Source organism: Bradyrhizobium sp. YCK136 (assembly GCF_044570075.1).
In the GTDB taxonomy this organism is placed as follows: domain Bacteria; phylum Pseudomonadota; class Alphaproteobacteria; order Rhizobiales; family Xanthobacteraceae; genus Bradyrhizobium; species Bradyrhizobium diazoefficiens.
This window is the reverse complement of sequence record NZ_CP172424.1, coordinates 3,220,970-3,242,049: the sequence shown is the minus strand read 5'-3', so window position 1 is coordinate 3,242,049 and position 21,080 is coordinate 3,220,970. Positions and strand designations below refer to the sequence as shown.

The 21,080-nt window shown below is 64.6% G+C and carries 23 protein-coding genes; 10 read left to right on the top strand and 13 right to left on the bottom strand.

Annotated features, from left to right (window positions below):
- Window positions 1-285: 285 nt before the first annotated feature.
- Window positions 286-750, top strand: coding sequence for a PaaI family thioesterase (locus tag ACFLEY_RS15205; protein ID WP_028173334.1), 465 nt, complete (start codon window positions 286-288; stop codon window positions 748-750).
- Between the two features lie 120 nt (window positions 751-870).
- Here ACFLEY_RS15205 and ACFLEY_RS15200 read toward each other — a convergent pair whose 3' ends face one another.
- A complete protein-coding gene (locus ACFLEY_RS15200; protein WP_028173333.1) occupies window positions 871-1,164 on the bottom strand; it encodes an HdeA family protein in 294 nt (97 codons plus the stop codon).
- Window positions 1,165-1,348: 184 nt separating this feature from the next.
- Here ACFLEY_RS15200 and ACFLEY_RS15195 point away from each other — a divergent pair, with 184 nt between their 5' ends.
- Window positions 1,349-1,591, top strand: a complete 243-nt coding sequence (locus ACFLEY_RS15195) for a PilZ domain-containing protein (RefSeq protein ID WP_060908171.1) — start codon at window positions 1,349-1,351, stop codon at window positions 1,589-1,591.
- Between the two features lie 57 nt (window positions 1,592-1,648).
- Here ACFLEY_RS15195 and ACFLEY_RS15190 read toward each other — a convergent pair whose 3' ends face one another.
- Complete coding sequence (locus tag ACFLEY_RS15190; protein ID WP_060908172.1) at window positions 1,649-1,876, bottom strand: hypothetical protein; 228 nt, start codon at window positions 1,874-1,876, stop codon at window positions 1,649-1,651.
- Window positions 1,877-2,046: 170 nt separating this feature from the next.
- Complete coding sequence (locus ACFLEY_RS15185; RefSeq protein ID WP_028173331.1) at window positions 2,047-2,280, bottom strand: hypothetical protein; 234 nt, start codon at window positions 2,278-2,280, stop codon at window positions 2,047-2,049.
- Between the two features lie 153 nt (window positions 2,281-2,433).
- Between ACFLEY_RS15185 and ACFLEY_RS15180 the strand changes: the two genes are divergently transcribed.
- Both ACFLEY_RS15180 and ACFLEY_RS15175 read left to right on the top strand, forming a co-directional pair.
- The gene (locus tag ACFLEY_RS15180) at window positions 2,434-2,838 is read left to right on the top strand and encodes a hypothetical protein (protein ID WP_038967179.1); all 405 of its coding nucleotides are present in this window, start codon (window positions 2,434-2,436) and stop codon (window positions 2,836-2,838) included.
- Between the two features lie 385 nt (window positions 2,839-3,223).
- Window positions 3,224-3,556, top strand: coding sequence for a hypothetical protein (locus ACFLEY_RS15175; protein ID WP_038967178.1), 333 nt, complete (start codon window positions 3,224-3,226; stop codon window positions 3,554-3,556).
- 80 nt (window positions 3,557-3,636) lie between these two features.
- Here ACFLEY_RS15175 and ACFLEY_RS15170 read toward each other — a convergent pair whose 3' ends face one another.
- From ACFLEY_RS15170 to ACFLEY_RS15155, 4 genes are all read right to left on the bottom strand, one after another.
- Window positions 3,637-3,993 carry a carboxymuconolactone decarboxylase family protein gene (locus tag ACFLEY_RS15170; protein ID WP_011088514.1) on the bottom strand — a complete coding sequence of 119 codons (357 nt, stop codon included), beginning with the start codon at window positions 3,991-3,993 and terminating at the stop codon, window positions 3,637-3,639.
- A 10-nt stretch (window positions 3,994-4,003) separates the two neighbouring features.
- Window positions 4,004-7,228 carry an efflux RND transporter permease subunit gene (locus tag ACFLEY_RS15165; protein WP_396604677.1) on the bottom strand — a complete coding sequence of 1,075 codons (3,225 nt, stop codon included), beginning with the start codon at window positions 7,226-7,228 and terminating at the stop codon, window positions 4,004-4,006.
- Window positions 7,225-8,214 (bottom strand): efflux RND transporter periplasmic adaptor subunit, encoded by a 990-nt coding sequence (locus tag ACFLEY_RS15160; protein WP_396604973.1) that lies wholly within the window; start codon window positions 8,212-8,214, stop codon window positions 7,225-7,227. The genes ACFLEY_RS15165 and ACFLEY_RS15160 overlap by 4 nt, the downstream gene beginning before the upstream one ends.
- A gap of 129 nt (window positions 8,215-8,343) precedes the next feature.
- Window positions 8,344-8,643 carry a helix-turn-helix transcriptional regulator gene (locus ACFLEY_RS15155; protein WP_236842090.1) on the bottom strand — a complete coding sequence of 100 codons (300 nt, stop codon included), beginning with the start codon at window positions 8,641-8,643 and terminating at the stop codon, window positions 8,344-8,346.
- 117 nt (window positions 8,644-8,760) lie between these two features.
- Between ACFLEY_RS15155 and ACFLEY_RS15150 the strand changes: the two genes are divergently transcribed.
- The 6 genes from ACFLEY_RS15150 (at window position 8,761) to ACFLEY_RS15125 (ending at window position 13,947) form a co-directional block, all read left to right on the top strand.
- Complete coding sequence (locus tag ACFLEY_RS15150; RefSeq protein WP_060908175.1) at window positions 8,761-10,047, top strand: NAD(P)/FAD-dependent oxidoreductase; 1,287 nt, start codon at window positions 8,761-8,763, stop codon at window positions 10,045-10,047.
- On the top strand, window positions 10,044-10,493 hold the full coding sequence (trxC, locus tag ACFLEY_RS15145) for a thioredoxin TrxC (protein WP_060908176.1): 450 nt from the start codon (window positions 10,044-10,046) through the stop codon (window positions 10,491-10,493). Before ACFLEY_RS15150 ends, trxC begins: the two co-directional genes overlap by 4 nt.
- Window positions 10,494-10,510: 17 nt before the next feature.
- Complete coding sequence (locus tag ACFLEY_RS15140) at window positions 10,511-10,714, top strand: DUF2892 domain-containing protein (RefSeq protein WP_011088520.1); 204 nt, start codon at window positions 10,511-10,513, stop codon at window positions 10,712-10,714.
- A 42-nt stretch (window positions 10,715-10,756) separates the two neighbouring features.
- Window positions 10,757-11,146 carry a DUF302 domain-containing protein gene (locus ACFLEY_RS15135; RefSeq protein WP_011088521.1) on the top strand — a complete coding sequence of 130 codons (390 nt, stop codon included), beginning with the start codon at window positions 10,757-10,759 and terminating at the stop codon, window positions 11,144-11,146.
- Between the two features lie 28 nt (window positions 11,147-11,174).
- Window positions 11,175-12,614, top strand: a complete 1,440-nt coding sequence (gene ccoG, locus ACFLEY_RS15130; protein WP_060908177.1) for a cytochrome c oxidase accessory protein CcoG — start codon at window positions 11,175-11,177, stop codon at window positions 12,612-12,614.
- Window positions 12,615-12,777: 163 nt separating this feature from the next.
- Complete coding sequence (locus tag ACFLEY_RS15125; protein ID WP_211433586.1) at window positions 12,778-13,947, top strand: GNAT family N-acetyltransferase; 1,170 nt, start codon at window positions 12,778-12,780, stop codon at window positions 13,945-13,947.
- A gap of 7 nt (window positions 13,948-13,954) precedes the next feature.
- On the opposite strand, the gene ACFLEY_RS15120 is transcribed toward ACFLEY_RS15125, so the two are convergent.
- The 6 genes from ACFLEY_RS15120 to xylB form a co-directional block, all read right to left on the bottom strand.
- Complete coding sequence (locus ACFLEY_RS15120) at window positions 13,955-14,620, bottom strand: DsbA family oxidoreductase (protein WP_060908178.1); 666 nt, start codon at window positions 14,618-14,620, stop codon at window positions 13,955-13,957.
- A gap of 71 nt (window positions 14,621-14,691) precedes the next feature.
- Complete coding sequence (locus ACFLEY_RS15115) at window positions 14,692-15,513, bottom strand: helix-turn-helix domain-containing protein (protein ID WP_060908179.1); 822 nt, start codon at window positions 15,511-15,513, stop codon at window positions 14,692-14,694.
- Window positions 15,514-15,754: 241 nt separating this feature from the next.
- A complete protein-coding gene (locus tag ACFLEY_RS15110) occupies window positions 15,755-16,702 on the bottom strand; it encodes an ABC transporter substrate-binding protein (RefSeq protein WP_060908180.1) in 948 nt (315 codons plus the stop codon).
- A 121-nt stretch (window positions 16,703-16,823) separates the two neighbouring features.
- A complete protein-coding gene (locus tag ACFLEY_RS15105) occupies window positions 16,824-17,864 on the bottom strand; it encodes a ribose ABC transporter permease (protein WP_060908181.1) in 1,041 nt (346 codons plus the stop codon).
- Window positions 17,857-19,380, bottom strand: coding sequence for a sugar ABC transporter ATP-binding protein (locus ACFLEY_RS15100; protein ID WP_060908182.1), 1,524 nt, complete (start codon window positions 19,378-19,380; stop codon window positions 17,857-17,859). The genes ACFLEY_RS15105 and ACFLEY_RS15100 overlap by 8 nt, the downstream gene beginning before the upstream one ends.
- Window positions 19,381-19,506: 126 nt before the next feature.
- Entirely contained in the window at window positions 19,507-20,952 is a 1,446-nt protein-coding gene (gene xylB / locus ACFLEY_RS15095) for a xylulokinase (RefSeq protein WP_060908183.1), read from the bottom strand.
- Between the last annotated feature and the right edge of the window lie 128 nt (window positions 20,953-21,080).

Here is a 21,080-nt window from a genome sequence, read left to right as displayed (position 1 = left end):
GGGCCGCAGGAACCGCTACGATCGGCACGACTTCGGCGCGTGCAGCCAGTCGTCCCAGATCGGGCCGCACCTGGTGCACCCGTTCAGCGCCAGACCAAGCGCAATCAGACAAAAGACGAGGACATACCGACGCAACATAACCCACCCTTACCCAACCAAGGCATCATATCGGGCGAAGTCGGGCATTTTCAAGCCGACCGGACCGGCATCAGACCGGGTGACTTTGCCGCGCCGATCCGCGCAGAATGGCCGAAACATCCGGCAACAATGGAGGACACGACAGCAATGCCATCGCAGCCAGAAGCCGAGTTCGGCATCACCGAGGCCAGACGCATCCTCGGCGAGGTCTTTGCACCCTGGGTCCAGGATCTCAACCTCTCGGTCGAGCGCATCGAGCACGCGCAGCCCGCGGATGTGACGGACTGGCAGCCGGGCGCGCTGCTCCGGATGGCGTTTTCGGAGCGGCTGTGCCGGAACGGCGGCGTGGTCTGCGGCCAGGCGCTGATGGCCCTCGCCGACACCGCGATGGTGATCGCAATCCTCGCCGCCAATCGCGGCTACCGTCCGATGACGACGGTCGACCAGACAACGCATTTCATGCGCGCCGCCACCTCGTCGGACGTGCTCGCAGACGCCCGCGTGGTGCGGCTCGGGCGCACCATGAGCTTTGGCCGCGTCACGCTGCTCTCGGCCGCCGACAACAAGCCGGTGGCGATGGTGTCGAGCGCGTTCGCGATGTTGCCGGGATGAGCCCCACGAAAAATGAAGAGAGCCGCGTGAACGCAAGGCGCATCGCGGCTCTCCATCACGTTCGCATCGAAGCGAGAGGCCGAAGCGCGATTGCGTCCGCACTTCAGTCCGCTTCAAGAGTTACTTGCCGAGGATCTCGTCCGCCGCGGTGACGACGCTGACGGTCGGATTCTTTCCGCAATAGGCACCGAACTTCTTGGCGTTCTCGATGAACACCTCGGTGTCGATGATCGCGTTGTCCTCGTCGCCCTTGTACCAGCCGTCCATCCAGGTCAGCACGACCGCGATGTTGTCTTCGCCGCTCTCGAGGAACTGCTTGCAGGTCATGGTCGAGAGGTCCCACTTGACGGCGTGGGCGGGCATCGACGACAGCGAGAGCGCTGCGGCGAACAGGATCGAAAGCATGGTCTTCATCGGAATCTCCATCGGCGCATAAGGCCACAAAGGAAAGGCTTGTGAGGAAAGTCGTCGGGACGTGACTGACCGCTTCAACGTCGTAAACGAAGTCTGAAGCGCTGTGCAAATAGCGCCAGTATTGAGTTTAGTTCAACGTAATTTCTATGCACTACTTCACAATCATCATTGTGGATTAACGCAGATGACCGAGAAGCGTGCAGCGCAACGCTACCGTGTTTTCAAGGGTGGAACGATCACCTTTGAAAACAACGGCATCGCGTGCACCGTGCGAAACATGTCCGCAGGCGGCGCGGCGATCGACCTCGATGGCCCCGGCACATTGCCGCAATCGTTCACACTCTCGATCGCGCGCGACAATTTCGTGCGGACTTGCCGCCCCGTGTGGCGCAGCGACAGGCGCGTCGGTCTCGCTTTCGTGCAATAGCGCGCACGATGTGAACGACTGTTCGTATCGCATCCACAATGCGGTTATGAGTGCCTGCTACGATGGCAGCGGCGCAAGGCGCAGGCCCGCCATCGCGCGTGCGATCGCCGACGATGCCGCAAACTCTTGCACTGGGACGTTCGAGATCATCGGCGGCGCCGAGCGCCGGAGAATCCTGCCGGCCGTCAGATCGACTGCAACCATCTCGCTCTCGACCGGCCACATCGGCTCGCCGGTGTCCGGGTCGAGCACGACGACAAGACCCTGCTTGGTCGGCCGGATCACGGCGTCGCGCCGACTGTCGCCAGTATCGAGGCGTGCCCGCTATCGTTCGGGCGCTTGTCGCCCCATCGCCACCCCGACGCTTCTCACGCGTTGCCCGGCCGCGACGACGACAAGAACAGCGCGATGCGAGCGGTCAAACGGCACAGGCGTGTCGCCAGTGCCCATCGCGCTCATTTGGGCTTCTTGGCAGGTTCAGGCGGACGGGCTCCGCTCCACGGATCGTACTTCTCCTTGGGCTCCGGAATGCGCTCAAGCGCGGCCTTGTAGGCCTTCTCGTCGACCTTGGGCTTGTTGTCCGTCTTCTGGGCGCCTTCGTTCGGCTGGCGTCTGCCGCCACCCATCTGCGCCTGCGCCGAGGCAACCGTCAGCGCCAGCACCGCCGCCGCTATGACCAAAATCCTCATTGGTGCAATCCCCCTCGTCTGGGATACAAACTAGCCCGCAATCCCGTAATAGCAAATGCCGGGGGTTCCAGGCCTTCAGCAAATCTTGATCGGCCGGGATTTTGCCAGATCGCATTCGTGCCTATCTGTTGGCCCGCAGGGGGACCTTCACGGATGTTGCGGATCATTGCTCATGCGGCGCTGCTGGCCGGCGCGCTCGCGCTCGGTGCCTGCGGCTTTGCCGACAGCCGCGCGCCGGTGCCCGAGTTCATGCGCATGAAGGAAACCGAGCAGCCACCGCCCGAGCCGCCCCCCGACGTCAAGCGCGTGGTGCGCGAGCAGATCGATGTCGTCTTCGTCAACACGTCCTATCCGCGCGAAGTGCACGTCGCCCCGCCGCATCGTGAGGTGCGAGGACCCGGCTGGACGGCCTGCGTCCGCGCGCAGCTCACCTCCGCAACGGGCTCCGCGCTCGGTGCCCAGACCTACATCGTGACCATCAGCGGCGGAAAGGTCGTCGATCGCCGGCGCGCAGAAGCCGACGACATCTGCGGGACCGAGACCTACGAGCCGATCTAGGAACAAGCGGCGCCGTCAGCTCTGTGTAAGGTGGAATATCCTGAGGGCATCCGAGACCAGATCGGCGTTTCCGCTCGCTCAAGCTGCATCATGAAGAGCAATCGCGATACCGGCAGTTGAGGGTGAATGTCATTTGGACGTGCGCCGTTAAGGCAGGCTTGGACGATCATGGCGGCCGTCGGCATCCAGTAGCGCTTCAGCCTCCCCCAGAAAGGAAATCGGCAAACGGCTCCAAGCAATCATGATGATTCGCCGGATTGATGGGTTTCGCCCCCGGGAACATTGCCGACGTGCCAAATCCAGTTCCGGGAAAATCCTGCATTGGGGCCGGAACGATCGCCGCCTCCCATTCTTGTTACCGCAGTGGGCAGTTTCGGAGGAGGATATGATGCGGACATTTTCGATTGCACTGCTGGCGGGCGTCGCGGCCCTCGCTGCGGCGAGCGGCGCGAAGGCTGCCGACATCTACACGACCAGCGAATACGCCAACCCCGATCTCATCCAGGAAGTCCGGCTCGTCTGCGATGACGCCGGCAATTGCTATCGTACCCGCGGCGGGGCGCGCGTGATCGTGCGCGACTCCTACAACACCATGCCGCGCGAGCGCTATTATGAGCGCCGCACCTATCGCGACTGGGACGACGGCCCGCGAGGCGGCGTCGGCATTCGCGCTCCCGGCGTCAGCGTGGGCGTCGGCGTCGGCGGCGACCGCTGGTAATCAGTAGAACCAAGACGGATGGGACCGGACGAGGCAACTCGCCCGGTCCCATCACATATGATTGCATCCGGTCACAGGCGTCAGGCGGCAACCGATTGCTGCTGAAATTGCTCGTAGGCTGCGATCGCATCGGCGGCGTACATCAGCGACGGCCCACCGCCCATATAGACCGCCATGCCGAGCGTCTCCTCGATCTCCTCGCGCGTTGCACCGAGCTTGACGAGGGCCTCGGTGTGAAAGCCGATGCAGCCGTCGCAATGCGCGGCGACGCCGAGCGCCAGCGCCATCAGCTCCTTGGTCTTCTTGTCCAGCGCGCCGTCACGCGTCGCGGCCTGGGCCAGCGCGGCAAATCCCTTCATGGTGTCGGGAATGTCACTCCGCAGCTTGCGCAGATTGGCGGAGATATTCCGGGTGATATCAACGTAGTTCTTGTCCATCAAATCCTCGCTAGCTGAATTTAGTCGTCGTGGAAGCCGCCTTGTGCGGCGTGCGCAGGGCGACGTAGATCGCAGGGATGACGAGCACGGTGAGCAGCGTCGAGGACGCGAGCCCGAAGAGAAGCGAGATCGCCAATCCCTGGAAGATCGGATCGAGCAGGATGGTCGCGGCGCCGATCATGGCGGCAAGTGCGGTCAGCAAGATCGGCTTGAAACGAACGGCGCCGGCTTCAAGCACGACCTCACGAAGCGACTTGCCTTCCCCGCCACTGTGCCGGATGAAATCGACAAGCAGAATCGAGTTGCGCACGATGATGCCGGCAAGCGCGATGAAGCCGATCATCGAGGTGGCCGTGAACGGCGCGCCCAGCAGCCAATGTCCCACCAGGATGCCGATCAGCGTCAGCGGGATCGGCGTCAGGATCACGAGCGGCAGGCGGAAGCTCTTGAACTGAGCGACGACCAGCACGTAAATGCCGAGAATGGCTGCACCGAAGGCGGCACCCATATCGCGGAACGTCACCCATGTGATCTCCCATTCGCCGTCCCACAGCAAAGTGGGACGGGATTCATCGGTCGGCTGACCGTGCAGGCTGATCGCAGGCTTCGGCAGATTGCCCCAATCATGCGCATCCACGCGATCCGCAACAGCCAGCATGCCGTAGAGTGGCGCTTCAAAACGCCCGGCAAGCTCAGCCATCACCATGTCGGCGAAGCGCCCGTCGCGGCGGAAGATCGTCGGCGAGCCCTCCTCCATGGTCGCCTTCACGACCTGGCCCAGCTCGACGACCGTCTTGCTGCCGGGCAGCGTGTTGGCCGGCACCGGTGTCGAGGCCCGAGCCTCGTCCCAGACCAAGTGGCGCTTGCCGAGATGCACCGCGATCTCGATCGGGTTGCGATCCTCGCCACGATGCGAGTAGCCGATCGAGATGCCGCCGAACAATGCCTGGATCGTGTCATAGACATCGCGCTGCTCGACGCCGAAAAACTCGAGCCGGTCCTGGTCGATCGACAGCCGCAGCCGCGGCCGCTTCTCGCCGATGGAATCGTCCACATCGACGATGAAGGGGACCTCGGCAAAGACCTTCTTCAGCTCGGCCGTCACAGCGCGGCGCGTCGCGGCGTCGGGACCGTAGATTTCGGCCAACAGCGTCGCCAGCACCGGCGGCCCGGGCGGCACTTCGACCACCTTGATGCTGGTGCCCTTCGGGATGTCAAGCGCCTTCAGCCTTTGCCGCAGCTCCAGAGCGATATCATGGCTTGCCCGATTGCGCTCGCCGCGGGCAGCCAGGTTGACCTGCAGCTCGCCCATCTCTGGCTTCTCGCGCAGATAATAGTGCCGCACCAGGCCGTTGAAATTGAACGGCGCCGGCGTGCCGGCATAGGATTGTAGCGAGGTTGCCTCCGGCAATTGCCGCGCGATCTCCGCCGCGCCGAACAGCGTGCGCTCGGTCGCCTCCAGGCTCGCCCCTTCCGGAAGGTCGACCACAACGGCGATTTCCGACTTGTTGTCGAACGGCAGCAGCTTCACCGTGACCGACTTGGTCGCGAACAGCATCATTGACAGCAGAGTCGCTATGCCGACGCCGAGCAGGAATGTCCAGGCGGCGCGCTTACTCCGAACGATGGGAGTGGCAAAACGCCGATAGAGCCGCCCCAGCCGCCCTTCCTGGTGGCCGGCCTCGATCCCTGCAACCTCAGTTTTCGGCGCCAGCTTGAGCATGAGCCAAGGTGCTACGACCATCGCTACAAAGAAGGAGAACAGCATCGCCGCCGAGGCATTCGCCGGGATCGGCGCCATGTAAGGGCCCATCAATCCAGAGACGAACAGCATCGGCAACAGCGCAGCGACCACCGTGAGCGTGGCAACGATAGTCGGGTTACCGACCTCCGCCACCGCCTCGATCGTCGCCTGCAATCTCGGCCGGCCGTCGCGCATGCCCCAATGCCTCGCGATATTCTCAACCACGACGATGGCGTCATCGACCAGGATGCCTATCGAGAAGATCAGCGCGAACAGACTGACCCGGTTGATGGTGTAACCCATCAGATTGGCCGCGAACATCGTGAGCAGGATGGTCGTAGGAATGACGACGAAGGTCACAACCGCCTCGCGCCATCCGATCGCGATCGCAATCAGCACTACGATCGAGACCGTGGCGAGCCCAAGGTGGAATAGGAGTTCGTTGGCCTTCTCGTTGGCAGTCTCGCCATAGTCGCGCGTCACCGTTACCTGAACGTCGTCGGGAATGAGGCGCCCCTTCAATCCCTCGAGGCGCCGGCCGATGTCGGCCGAGACCACGACTGCATTGGCGCCGGCGCGCTTGGCGAGCGCCAGGCTGACCGCGGGTACACGCGTCCACTGCCCCTTCTCGTCGCGCGCGTCGTTCCAGACCCGATGCTCGGCCGTATTTGGTCCGATGATGACGGAAGCGACGTCCTTGACATAGACCGGCCGACCGTCGCGCGTCGAGATCAAGAGCAATCCAATGTCGGGAATGCCCGCGAGCGTCTGGCCGGCCGCAACATTGCGCACGACGCCGGCATCGCGGACCTGGCCAGCCAGGAACGAGCGATTGGCGTCCTTCACCTTGGCCACGAGCTGCTGCAGCGTGACGCCGAACAGCGACAATTTTTCCGGATCTGGCTCGACCCTGATCTGCTGCGCTGCGCCGCCAGAGATGTAGGTCAGTCCGATGCTGTCGATCTTTATGAGCTCCGAGCGCAGCTTGTCGGCGAGCTCGAACAGGTCCTTGTCCGTCCAGCGCCCGGCCGCCTCTGGCTTCGGCGCCAGTGTCAATACCGTCACCGCGACATCATTGATGCCACGACCGACGATCAGCGGTTCGGGGATGCCGACTGGGATGCGATCGATATTGGCGCGGATCTTCTCATGGACGCGGAGGATCGCATCCTCCGACTTCGTTCCGACCAGGAACCGCGCGGTGACCATCACGCGGTCGTCCTCGGTCTGGCTGTAGACATGCTCGACGCCGTCGATGCCCTTGACGATCGCTTCCAGCGGCTTCGTGACGAGTTCAACTGCGTCGGGACCGCGCAAGCCATCGGCATTGACGCGGATATCGACCATTGGCACGCTGATTTGCGGCTCTTCCTCACGCGGGATCACCACGACGGCGATGAGGCCGACCACGAGCGCCGCGAGCAGGAACAACGGTGTCAACGGCGAGGCAATCGTCGCCTTGGTAAGCCGGCCCGAGAGTCCGAGATTCACGGCCGCACCAATTGGTCGCCGGCACGGATGCCGGACAGGATCTCAAGCCCATCGGGAAGCGCGGGCGTCGGCAGCTCGCGACCGCGCTGCACCGGCACGTCGACAACCCCGCCCGCCTTCTGAAGCCGCACGTAATCGATGCCGAACCGGGTCGTCACGTAGCCTGCCGGAATGACGAATGCCTGCCGCAAGCCGCCGGAGATCCACACCCGCAGCCGATCCCCGACGAAGTATTCGCCGAGACCCTCGACGCTGGCGTCTGCAATGACACGACCTTCCTCGATCTGCGGATAGACGAGATCGATGACGCCCCATTTGGACGCATCCTCGCCAAGCTCGGCGCCGTCGACCCGAATCCTGTCGCCGGCCTTGAGCAGACGCGCGTGCCGCTCCGGCACCCGCAACCGCAACTTGAAGTGCTGCTGCGCGACGGTGACGATCGCGTCGCCGGACATCACCACAGAGCCGACAGTCACGAGCTTTCTCAACACCCGGCCACCGGAAGGCGCCAGCACCTGACCCTCGCTGAGCTGCTGCGCGATCACGGCGCGCTCGGCGGTCTTCGCGCGCAGCCCGTTCTCGGCGACGTTCAGCGCGGTCCTCGTCTCGTCAAGCTTGACGCGCGGGAGGGTGCCGCGTTCGACAAGGCCTTCGATCCGCGAGAAATCGATCTGCGCCTGATTGGCTTGAGCCTGGAGCGCCTCGATCTGCGCATCGAGGGCCTTCATCTGAAGGGCCAGCTTCTCGACACCAATGATCGCGATCGCCTGGCCGGCAGTAACAGGATCCCCTTCCCCGACATTGAGCTGGACCACAATTCCGCCGATACGTCCGCGCGCGGGCACCACGCTGACACTCTCCACCGTTGCAAACACAGCCTTTTCGTCTGCGACGGGGTGCTGTGTCACGGTGAACGCTTCCGCAGCGGCGAGACCGGTCTGCAGGGCGGTGGCCGCAAGAACCGCCAACAATCCTAGGAGTCGCATGGGGCGTGTCCGGGCAATCATGGAACCATTACACCGCGGCGCGGTGTCCTTGTGTGTGATTTCGTTCAGCTTTATCGGGGTCGCGCGTTGATCTTGCTCAACGCGCCGCAACTTGAGCGCTCGTAGATTTCACTTCGACCTTGCGGACTTGGGTGCACAAAACACCTGATAGAGCGTCTTCAGGATCTCGCGGGCCGGCTCGCTCGCGATCGAATAGAAAATCGTCTGCGCGTCGCGACGTGATGACACAAGGCCATCCTTGCGGAGGAGCGCAAGATGCTGAGAGACCGTGGAGTCTCGCAGGTTCAGGAACTCGGCGAGTTCGCCGACCGAGCGCTCACCCTCGATGAGCTGGCAGATGATGAGAAGCCGGTGGCGGTTGGACAGCGCCTTCAACAGGTCGCTCGCCTGGTCGGCCGCCCGCTCCATGGTTTCGCTATCTATTTTCATACTTGCGTATATACGAATTTATGAATATCTTGTCAAGCGTTGCGGCAGAACAGCCAGGCCCAACTGGCGGAGCCGCTTATCCAGCGGAGGTAACCCATGGCGGAAGTTGTCGTAATTGGAGCCGGTCTTAGCGGGACGCTGATGGCCTATGAATTGCTGCCCCAGCTCGGAAAGGACGATCGTCTGAGCGTGATCTCGCAGGGCGCTATCTATCACTTTGTCCCATCGAACCCCTGGGTCGCGGTCGGCTGGCGAAAGCGCGACGAGATCGAGATCGATCTCGTTGACATCATGAAGCGCAAGGGCGTGCGGCTGCTGACGCAGGGCGCCAAGCGCCTGCACCCGACCGAGAACCGCGTCGAACTCGGCGATGGCACGTCGATCAACTACGACTATCTGGTCGTCGCGACGGGGCCCGAGCTTGCCTTCGACGAGATTCCCGGCCTGGGCCCGCAAGGCCACACGCAATCAATCTGCCACGTCGATCACGCCTCGCACGCCAAGGACGCATTCGAAAAGCTCGCAGCCCGTCCCGGCCCGGTCGTGATCGGCGCGGTCCAAGGGGCCTCCTGCTTCGGCCCGGCGTACGAATTCCTGTTCATCCTGGAAACCGAGTTGCGCCGGCGCAAGCTACGCGACCAGGTCCCCATGACGTTCGTCACCTCGGAGCCCTATGTCGGCCACCTCGGCCTGGACGGCGTCGGCGACACCAAGGGCCTTCTCGAAAGCGAGATGCGCGAGAAGCACGTCAAGTGGATTACCAACGCACGCGTCAAGGGCGTCGAGGCGGGCAAGATGGTCGTCGAAGAGCTCGGCGAGGGCGGCGCGGTGCACAAGACACACGAGCTGCCCTTTGCATATTCCATGATGCTGCCCGCGTTCCGCGGCGTCGAGGCGGTTCGCGGCATCGACAAGCTGACCAACCCGCGCGGCTTCGTGATAGTCGACAAGCACCAGCGCAACCCCGCCTTCCCAAATGTCTTTGCCGTCGGCGTCTGCGTGGCAATCGCGCCGGTCGGTGCAACGCCGGTGTCGGTAGGCGTGCCGAAGACCGGCTTCATGATCGAATCCATGGTGACCGCGACCGCGCTGAATATCGGCGCCCTGCTCCGGGGCAAGGAGCCGAGCGCCCAGCCGACCTGGAATGCGATCTGCCTTGCCGATTTCGGCGATTCCGGCGTCGCCTTCCTGGCGCAACCGCAGATTCCGCCGCGTAATGTCAACTGGTCGTCCAAGGGCGAGTGGGTGCACTACGCCAAGGTCGCCTTCGAGAAGTATTTCCTCCGCAAGATGCGACGCGGCGAGAGCGAACCGTTCTATGAACGCTTCCTGCTCGACAAGCTGAACATCGCCAAGATCAAGGAGGTCCGGACGGGCACATGAGCGAGACACGCCAGATCGTCTGTGGGCATTGCGGGCGGACCAACCGCCTGCCAGCCGAGCGTACGCCGGAAGGCGCGCGCTGCGGCGCCTGCCACCAGCCGATGTTTACCGGCCATCCCATTGAGGTGGACGAGGAAGCCTTTGGACGTCATGTCGTCAACAGCGACATTCCCGTTCTGGTCGACGTCTGGGCGCCCTGGTGCGGGCCATGCCGCGCCATGGCGCCGATGTTCGAACGCGCCGCGCAGCAACTGGAGCCGCAGATCCGGCTGTTGAAGCTCAATTCGGACAACGCTCCTGCGTTGTCGTCGCGCCTCAACATCACCAGCATCCCGACCTTGCTGCTGATGCGCGGCGGCCGCGAGATCGCCCGCCACGCCGGCGCGATGGATGCACGCAGCATTGTGGACCCAAGCCAGCCTGACCCGTTCGTAACGCCAACATAGTCAAAGAGGAGCATGCCATGAATGTCGACAAAGCCGTTCTCGCCTTCGCAGGTTTCGTCGTCCTGCTTGGACTCGCACTGGGCACCTACGTGAATGCGTACTGGTATCTGCTGACGGCGTTCGCCGGGCTGAACATGCTGCAGGCCTCGTTCACGGGCTTCTGCCCCGCTGCGATCGTGTTCAAGAAGCTCGGCCTGAGCAGCGGCTGCGCGTTCTCCTGAGCGCGACGCGGCGAAGACAGCCCAATTCCACGGAGACAGTCCATGACCTATCACTTCTCGAAAACGGTCGACCTGCCGTTCGACGCAGCGGTTGCGGCCACGACCGCAGCGCTGAAGCACCATGGCTTCGGCGTGCTCACCCAAATCGACGTCAAGGATACCCTGAACAAGAAACTCGGGGCCGAGTTTCGACCCTACCTCATCCTCGGAGCATGCAATCCCAAGCTCGCCTATGAGGCGCTGACCCTCGAGGACAAGATCGGTACGATGCTTCCCTGCAACGTCGTAGTTCAGCAGCGGGAGGGCGGCAAGGTCGAGATTTCGGCAGTGGATCCCGTCGCCTCGATGGCGGCGATCGAGAATCCGAAGCTCGGCGCCGTCGCCGGACAGGTTCGCGAGTTGCTGAAGCAAGTCGTCGCCGAGATTGCGTGAAACCATTCGCAGATTGCAGAGGCCGACCATGAGCGACGACACCTTCATCGAGGGACCTCTCTACGAGAAGCGGAAGAAGGTCTATCCGCAATCCGTCCAGGGCCCTTTCCGCCGCATCAAATGGGCGATCCTCTGCGTCACGCTCGGGACCTACTATCTCCTGCCCTTCGTGCGCTGGAATCGCGGACCCGGCCTGCCGGACCAGGCGGTGCTGATCGACCTTCCGCATCGGCGCTTCTACTTCTTCTTCATCGAGCTGTGGCCGCAGGAGGTCTACTATTTCACCGGGCTCTTGATCATCGCGGCGATGACGCTGTTTTTGATGAACGCGGTCGCCGGCCGGCTGTGGTGCGGCTACATGTGCCCGCAGACGGTGTGGACCGACCTGTTCTACGCGGTCGAGCGCTGGGTCGAGGGCGACCGGCGCGAGCGCATGCAGGGCGACAAGCGCTACTGGACGTTCGATCACATCCGGAAGGTCGCGCTGAAGCACTTTCTCTGGATCATGATCGCCTGGTGGACCGGCGGCGCCTGGGTGCTGTATTTTTCCGACGCGCCGACGCTGGTGAAGGAGCTCGCTACCTTCCAGGCCCCGTTCATCGCCTATCTCTGGATCGGCATCCTCACCGCCACGACCTATGTCTTTGCCGGTCACGCCCGCGAGCAGATGTGCATCTACATGTGTCCGTGGCCGCGCATCCAGGCGGCGCTGACCGACGAATGGGCGCTCAACGTCACCTATCGCCGCGACCGCGGCGAGCCGCGCATGTCGGTGAAGAAGGCGGACGCGGCCCGCGCGCATGGCGATCGCGCCGGTGACTGCGTCGATTGCCATCAGTGCATAAATGTCTGCCCGACCGGCGTCGACATCCGCAACGGAATCCAGCTCGGCTGCATCCAGTGCGGCCTGTGCATCGACGCCTGCGACAACGTGATGCGCGAGATCGGCCGGCCCGCCGGCCTGATCGGCTACGATACCGACATCAACATGCAGCGCCGGCGCGAGGGCAAGGCGCCGCTCTACCGCATCATCCGTCCGCGCACGCTGACCTATGCCGCGGCCATCGCCATCGTCGGCGGCATCATGCTCTATGCCCTCGCGACGCGTACGACGATGGACGTCAACGTGCTGCATGAGCGCAATCCCCTCTTCGTCCAGCTCTCGGATGGCGGGGTGCGCAACGACTACACCGTCCGTATCCTCAACAAGGGCGCGCAGCGATCGTTTGCGCTCGAGGTCTCCGGCCTGCCCGGCGCCACCGTTCGCATCGCCGGCATCGAAGCCGGCTCCGACGGCAAGCCCGTCATCGAGGTCGGGCAGGATCAGACCCGCGAGGTCAGGCTGTCGGTGCAGGTCGGTCCCGGCGACCTGCCGAAGACCTCCCGCGACGTCGGCATCGCCATCACCGACACCGCCGGTGGCGGACGCGCAAGCGCCCGCGATCATTTCGTGCCGGGCGAGCAGTAGCTCCCACATGCCATGGCGCATCCGGCGGCTGCCGCCGGATGCTGAACGAGACGTTAACACTACCGCTCGAATTGAAGCGGTATCCCAACGGGATTTTCCAATCTTTGCGCTAAGGATGACCGCGTAACCCGGGCTCAGCCCGCGTGAACGGGGACGACGGGACGTGGTCGACATCGCGCACCAGGCAGCGATCAATCCGGCATCGGCAAAGCATGCCACGACGACGCGCGCGCTCGTCCCGCTTGATGCAATTGAAGCCGGCCAATGGCGCGCGCTCGCGCAGCGGGCGGTCGAGCCGAACGGATATTACCTGCCCGCCTGGGAACTCGCCGTCAGCGCGACCGCGCGCGGCCGCACGGGGGCCTCGGCACTGCCCGCATTCGACGGATCTTCGACGCGACTGATCGGGCTGATGCCGGTGATCTCGCTGTGGCGGGCATGGAAGATTCCCCTGCCCGCGTTGGTGAGCGCGCATCCCTATGGCACGCTGTGCAGCCCGCTGATCGACCGCGACGCGCCGATCGAGGCGGCGACGCGTCTGCTGCAGCAGGCGCGAGAGACCGGCGCGCATGCGCTCGTGCTGAACGACGTCGCGCTCGACGGCGCGGCCATGGCGTCGCTCAAACAGGCTCTCAATCGCGACGGCCTGAAGCCGCGTGTTCTCAGCTCCTACATCCGCGCCGGCCTCGATGCGACGCAGGACGGCGAGACGCTGCTGCGCGAGGCGCTCGGCGCCAGGAAGCTCAAGGAGCTACGTCGCCAGCGCCATCGTCTCGAAGAGCACGGCCCCGTCGTGTTCGAGGTCGCGCGCCGGCCTGACGAGATCGGGCCCGCACTCGAAACATTCTTGCAGCTCGAAGCCAGCGGCTGGAAGGGCAAGCGCGGCACCGCGCTGATCCAGCATGCGGGCGATGCGACCTTCATCCGCCGCGCGGTGCCGGCGCTGGCAGAGACCGCGCAGTGCGAGATCGTCACGCTGCGCGCCGGCACGATTCCGGTCGCCGCCGGCATCGTGCTGCGCCATCAGGACCGCGCCTTCTTCTTCAAGCTCGGCATCGACGAACGCTTTGCAAGATATTCGCCGGGCGTGCAGCTCACGCTCGACCTCACCCGTCGCCTCTGCGCCGACCCCGCCATCGCCAGCGCGGATTCCACCGCGAGCGCCGACCACCCCATGATCAACCCGATCTGGCGCGGGCGCTTTGCGATCGGTGACGTGCTGATTCCGCTGCGGCGGAACGATCCGGTCGTGCCGCTCGTTCACGCAGCACTGGTCGGCCTCAACGCCGCGCACGAGGCCACGCGACGCGTGGTCCGCCGGGTCCGCAAATAAGCGAAACCTACTCCGCCGCCTGCGCGTTGATCTCCGCCGAGACCTGGCGGATGGCGCGGGCGAGCAGGTTCGGGTCCTGCGCGCCGGAGACGGCGTATTTCTGCGCGAAGACATAGGTCGGCACGCCGGAGATGCCCTTCTCGGAGGCTTCCTGCGCGTCGGCCGAGACGCGCGCGACGTCCTCGTCGGTGGCAAGGCGCTTGCGCACGTCGTCGGCATCGAGGCCGACATCGGCGGCCGCCTGCACCAGCACGTTGACGTCGGTGAGGTCGCCGCCATCGCGGAAGTAGAGCTCCATCAGGCGCTGCTTCATCTCGGGCGCCTTGCCGATCGCTTCCGCCCAGAGGATCAGGCGGTGACAGTCGGTCGTGTTGGGCTGACGTGCGACCAGCTCCGGCTTGTAGACGAGGCCCTCTTCGCTCGCGGCCGCGACGACGCGCCCCGCAATGCCCTTATAGGCCTCGACCGAGCCGAACTTCTGAGTGAGATAGTCCTCGCGGCTGATGCCCTCGCGCGGCACCCACGGATTGAGGAAAAAGGGGCGGAAATTCAGCTTGACCGGAACGTCGGGCACGAGCGCCAGCGCGCTTTCGATGCGATGCTTGCCGATATAGCACCACGGGCACACCACGTCGGAGACGACGTCGATCTGGAGCGGTTTCAGCGTGCTCATGTCAGGCGCCTCCTTCGGGCACTTTAAGGGTTCGCCCAAAGATAGGCCGAACCCGGCCCGAGGCAAGAGCGCTATGTCATAGCTGCTGCCATCTGCTTCAGCCGCTCCGCGGTACGCTCGTCGGCCGGAAAGAACGTCTCCAGCGCAAGCTCCGACAGGGTGATGTCCACGGGCGTGCCGAACACCATGGTGGTGGAGAAGAAACTTAGTATCTCGCCGTTGTGGCGCAGCTTGAAGGGGATGGCGACATTGTCGCTCGACAGCGGCGCCGATCGTGCCGGGATCGGGTAGCTCTTCAGGTCGTTGTAGAGCTTGATTAGCTCCGGATCGGCCGTTGCCTCGCATTGCCGGTGCAGCCGCTCCAGCAGATGCCCGCACCACTCCGCGAGATTGACCGTGCGCGGCGCCAGCGCCTCGGGATGAAACGCGAGCCGCAGCACGTTGAACGGCTGGCCGAGCAGCCGCTGCGGAATGCCGTCGAGCAGCGGCGCCACCATGCGGTTTGCGGAGACCAGGTTCCAGTGCCGGTCCACCGCGAGCGCCGGATTGGGCTCGTGTGCCTTGAGGACGAGGTCGATCGCCTGGCGGGCTGATTTCAAGGCGGGATCCTCCAGCGGGCGCTGCGGAAACGCCGGCGCAAAGCCGGCGGCGACCAGCAGCACGTTGCGTTCGCGCAAGGGCACGTCGAGACGTTCGGCGAGCCTCAGCACCATGTCGCGCGAGGGCGCGGCGCGGCCGGTCTCGACGAAGCTCAGATGCCGTGCGGAAATCTCCGCCTCGCCCGCCAGATCGAGCTGACTCATCCGGCGGCGCTGACGCCATTCGCGCAAATGGTCACCGATATGGATCGGCTGGCTGCGTTCGGCGTGCGCCGTGGATGCATGTGCGTTCATGGTCGAAAACCTAGCACGCGGATTTCAGCCCTTCCATTACCCGCGAGGTAATCGAATTGGCGCTTGAGTTCCTGAAATCGCTGGATTGCCGACGCGCGTCGATGTCCGCGCAATGGTCATGCAAGACCATTGCCGGGCATTTCCTGGGCCGTCTTCCGGCGCGCCCACGGTGGCCTCGGACGCGCAGCCTGCACCGTCCAAGCGCCACCGGCCGATAAGTCCCGCGACCGATGCAGAATGACTACTGCGACCGATCCGACGTCCACCCCTTGTACTCGGCGACATTGTCCCGGGTCACAAGTTTCGACGGCAGGAGTTCGACGGTCGATGCCGGCTTCTGGCCATTGAGAATACCGACACCGACCTGCACGGCGCGCCGCGCCATGAAGAACGGATCCTGTGACGCGGAAGCCTGGATCTGCAGCGATGCGGGATCCTTCAGCGCGGCCTCGATGTCGGGCGCGCCGTCCACCGCGGTGATGACGATGCCGGTGCGGTTTTGCTGGCGCGCTGCGAGGTCGGTGCCGATCGCCTGCGGATCGTTGATGGCGAAGATGGCATCGATCTTGGGGAAGCGGGTCAGGTAACCCTGCGCAACGGTGAGGCCGCCCTCGCGCGAGCCCTTGCCGTCCTGGTCGTTGGACAACACCTTGATGCCGGGATTCTTCGAGAAGACGTTCTTGCAGCCGACAACGCGGTCGATCACGGCGGAAACCTGCGGCCCGTTCTCGATGATGACGTCGCCCTTGCCTCCCAGCTTGTCGACGATGTACTGGCAGGAAATTTCGCCGGCCTGGACGTTGTTCGTGGTCATGGTGGCATCGGCGCCTTCGGCCGCGGTGTCGACCGCGACGACGACGATACCCGCCGCCTGCGCCTTCTTGATTGCCGGTCCGATCGCCTTGGGGTCGCCGGGGTTCAACAGGATCAGGTCGACGCCGGCGGCGATGAAATTGTCGATCTGGGTGACCTGCTTGCCGAGGTCGTATTCGAAGCCGACCGTGGTGACCTTCACATTGGGATTGGCCTTCTTGGCCTCGAACTCGGCGCCCTTCGACAGCGCGACGAAGAACGGGTTGCCCAGCGAGCCGAGCGAAACGCCGATCGACTTGAGCTCCTTGGCGAAGGACGGCGCGGTGCTTAGGGCTAGCACCGTCGCGGCGCCGGCAAGCGTGATCGTCTTCAACATTGGCTTCCTCCCTGGTCTGTCTTCATCTCCGGCACGGCTGACCAGTTGCCGTACCGGAATCTCACATCGAACCACCCGCGCTCAGCTGCGCGCCGCACCTTTCAGGTTCTGGCCGAGCCCCTTAGGTTCTGGCCGAGCCTTGCAACCGATAGCGGTCCAGCGCCACGGCGCCGATGATCACCACGCCCTTGATCACATATTGCCAAATGTCCGAGACGCCGGTGAGGATCAGGCCGTTCGAAAGCACCGCGATGATCAGCGCGCCGACCAGCGTGCCCCAGATCGAGCCGATACCGCCGACGAACGAGGTGCCGCCGAGGATCACGGCGGTGATGGCGTCGAGTTCATAGGACTGGCCGAGTTGAAGACCGTTGGCCGCATAGAGCCGCGCCGCCTGCATGGCGCCGCCAAGTCCGGCCAGCAGCCCCGACGCGCCGTAGACGAAGATCAGCACGGCCCAGACCTTGATGCCGGCAAGCCGCGCCGCGCTCTCGTTGCCGCCCACCGCGTAGATGTGCACGCCGAGCACGGTCCGGCGTAGCACCAGCCACGAGACGAGGATGACGAGCAAAGCGATCACCGAGAGCCACGGGATCGAAGCAACGCCCGGAACGAGCGTCAGCGAGCCGTTGCCGATGAAAGCGTAGGGAATGGAAGGATTGAACACCGTGGTGTCGGCGCCGAGCAGCCGCGCCAGACCGCGCACGGCGGTGAGCGAACCCAGCGTCACGATGAACGGCGGCAGGCGCAACAGCGCGATCAGCGCGCCATTGACGACACCGAAGCCGAGGCCGGTGAGAACGGCGGCAGGCAGCCACAGCGCCCCGAGCTCCGGCAGTTTCGAGATCGTCAGGCCGGCCATCGCGGACGCCGCCAGGATCGAGCCGACCGAGAGATCGATGCCGCCGGTCAGGATGACGAAGGTCATGCCCGCGGCAAGCACGGTGTTGACGGCGGCCTGCTGCAAGACGATGCCGAGATTCTGTCCGGTGAAGAAACGGCCATCCGACAGGTAGTGAAAGCCGGCGCATAGCAGCAGCAGCACCGGCAGCATGCCGGCCGCGCGGATCAGAAGCCTGATGCGCTGACGCCTGGTCTCCTGGGCGGCGGCGAGGCCGTTTGCCGTGGCGGCCTTCGCCTGCGTCGATCCGTTATCAGGCATCGAGATGCTCCATCCCCGTAGCAAGTGCCGTGATATCCTCCTGATTGAGCGGCGCCGTCTCGGTTCGGCTGACCTCGCCTGCGATATGTCCCGACCGCATCACGATGACGCGGTCGCAGATGCCGATGATCTCAGGCAGGTCGGACGAGATGACGAGGATCGCGGTGCCGGCCTTGGCGAGATTGTCGATGATCGAATAGATTTCCGACTTGGCGCCGACATCGACGCCGCGCGTCGGCTCGTCGAGGATCAGGATCTTTGGCGCGATGGCGAGAAGCCGCGACAAGAGCACCTTCTGCTGGTTGCCGCCGGACAGGCCCCCGGCCGGCACGCCGACATTGGCGGCGCGGATGCTGAGCCCCGCGAAGGCCCTGTCGGCGCGCTCGCGCGCCTTGTCACCATCCAGGAACCAGCCAAGTTTCGCATCGCGCCCGAGCACCGCGAGATTGATGTTGTCCAGGCATGACATGTCGAGAAACAGGCCGAGCGCCTTCCTGTCCTCCGTCAGATAGGCGATGCCGGCCTCGAGCGCCTCGCCGGGCGTGCGGATGTCGATCGGGCGGCCTTCGAGTTCGAGACGGCCCGACGTTTTTGCCGCCGCGCCGATGATAAGATGCGCAAGCTCCGTGCGTCCGGCACCGATCAGGCCGGCAAGCCCCACTACCTCGCCGGCATGCACGGTGAGCGAGCAGCCCTTGACGCGCTGGCCGTCAGACATGTCGATCGCACTGAGCACAGGGTGTCCCCGCCCCGCCTCCGGGTCATGGTCCTTCTTGTAGAAGGAGGAGACGTCGCGCCCCACCATCAGCCGCACGATGGTATCGGCGCGGATCTCCGGCTTGTCGAGCGAGCCCACGAGACGGCCATCGCGCAAGACGGTGACGCGGTCGCCGAGCGCGTAGACCTCGTCCATGCGATGCGAGATGTAGATGATGGCGAGCCCCTCGGCGCGGAGCTGACGGATCAGCGCGAACAGCCGTTCGCTCTCGCCGGCCGACAGCGCAGTGGTCGGCTCGTCCATGATCAGGATTTTCGACCTCGCGTGCAGCGCACGCGCGATCTCGACGAGCTGGCGCTGGCCCATCGACAGATGCGCCACCAATGTCGACGGCTGGAAGTCCGCGCCCAGCCGTTCCAGGATGGGGCCGACGCCCTGGCGCATGGCGCCGCGCGCCAGCAGGCCCGAGCGCGAGATCTCGCGGCCGAGATAAATATTCTCCGCGACGCTGAGATTGGGAGCCAAAGACAGCTCCTGATAGATGATGGAGATGCCCGCGGCGCGGCCGCCGAGCGGGCCTTCGATCCGCACCGGCCTGCCTTCGATGCGGATCTCTCCGCCCGGATCGGGTCGGTAGGCGCCGGACAATATCTTCATCAGCGTCGATTTGCCGGCGCCATTCTCGCCCATCAGGGCATGGATTTCGCCGGGATAGACGGTGAGATCGACGGCACGCAGCGCCTTGATGCCGAAGAAGCTTTTCGAGACCCCGCGCATCTCGAGGATCGGATCGTTCATCGTGCCTCCCGACGCACAATGCGTTTCCCACCCGCGTCTCGTTTTCTCAGCGCGGTTCGCGCATTAAACAAAACGCCGCGGCACAGGGCAATACCGAACAGACGGGAAAGCGAAATCGAAACGGCGCTAGCGGCGTGGCCGATACAGTTCGCGCCAGGCGGGAAGCCGATCGGCATAGGCATCGACGAGCACGCGATCAGGCTCGAACGTCTCGATGCGTCGCGGCGGCGTGCAGACGGCGTCGATTGCCTCACCCGTGACAGCAAGACGCCCCAATCTTGCCGCACCGAACGCCGCGCCGGTTTCACCGTCGGCAAAGCGATGGATCGGAACATTCAGAACGCTTGCCAGCACCGACAACCAGAACCGGGACCGTGAACCGCCTCCGATGGCATCGGCTTCCGCGACCGCAATGCCGGCATCCGCGAGCACGTCGCGGCAATCCGCGAGCGCGAAGGCAACGCCCTCGAGCACGGCCTGCACGATCGCCTCGCGATCGGTGCCGTGGCTCAAGCCATCGAGCATGCCGCGCACGGCAGGATCGTCGTGCGGTGTCCGCTCACCCGCCAGGTAAGGCAGGAAGCTCACCGGCGAGGGCATCTGCGGGCGCGACCCAAGCGGTGCCAGCAATTCCGCCTCGGCAATGCCGAACAAGCGCGAGATCCAGGCAAGACAGGAGGCCGCGGAGAGAATCGCGCCGGCCTGAATCCACATTCCGGGGATGGCGTGGCAGAACGTATGCACCCCGCGATCCGGGTTGGCAGCGATCCTGCTCGTCGGCGCCAGCAAGGTGCCCGAGGTTCCCAGCGAGATGAACGCGGTTCCCGCCCTGATCGCGCCAATGCCGACGGCACCCGCCGGATTGTCACCGGCACCGCCCGCGAAGCTCGGCCGTCTGACCATGCCCCAGCGTTGCGCGAGTTCGCTGCGCAATGTTGCCGCGGGCGCGCAGCCCTCGACCAGACGCGGCATGTGATCGCGCGACAGGCCGGTCGCGGCCAGTGCTGCATCCGACCAGTCCCTGCGCGCGGCGTCGAGCCACAGCGAGCCCGATGCGTCCGAGACATCCTCGACGGCTTCGCCCGTCAGGACCAGGCGCAAATAGGCCTTCGGAAGCAGGACGCGTTTCGTCGCTGCAAAAACCTCGGGCTCGTGCGTCGCAATCCAGAGCAGCTTCGGCGCGGTGAATCCGGGCATCGCCTTGTTGCCCGTCGTCGCGCGCAAGGCGGGCCAGCGTTGCTCCAGGATGCGGCACTCGGCGACGGACCGCCCGTCGTTCCAGAGGATGCAAGGCCGCAGCGGTCTTGCGCTCGCGTCGAGCAGCGTGGCGCCATGCATCTGGCCCGACAGTCCGATGCCTTCGACCACGGCCAACGCGCCGGCATGCGTCGCCTTCAAGGCATCCAGCGTGGCGAAGGTCGCCTCGACCCACTGCGCGGGATCCTGCTCGGAGTAGCCGGGCCGCGGCGAAGCGGTCGCGAGCGGCCGGCTTTCGCTGGCAATCACGCGCTGCGCGGAGTCGACGAGAACGGTCTTGACCGCCGAGGTGCCGAGATCGATGCCGAGATACATGGATGCGAACAATTGCCGACGCCGGATGGACGACGGCGGTCGGATGGCCCAATCAATCCAAGAAGCCTGATCGCGTCAAGGCAGGCTCTGCCATTCGTCGATCTCCAGGCCGAAAGAGCCGCAGAGCC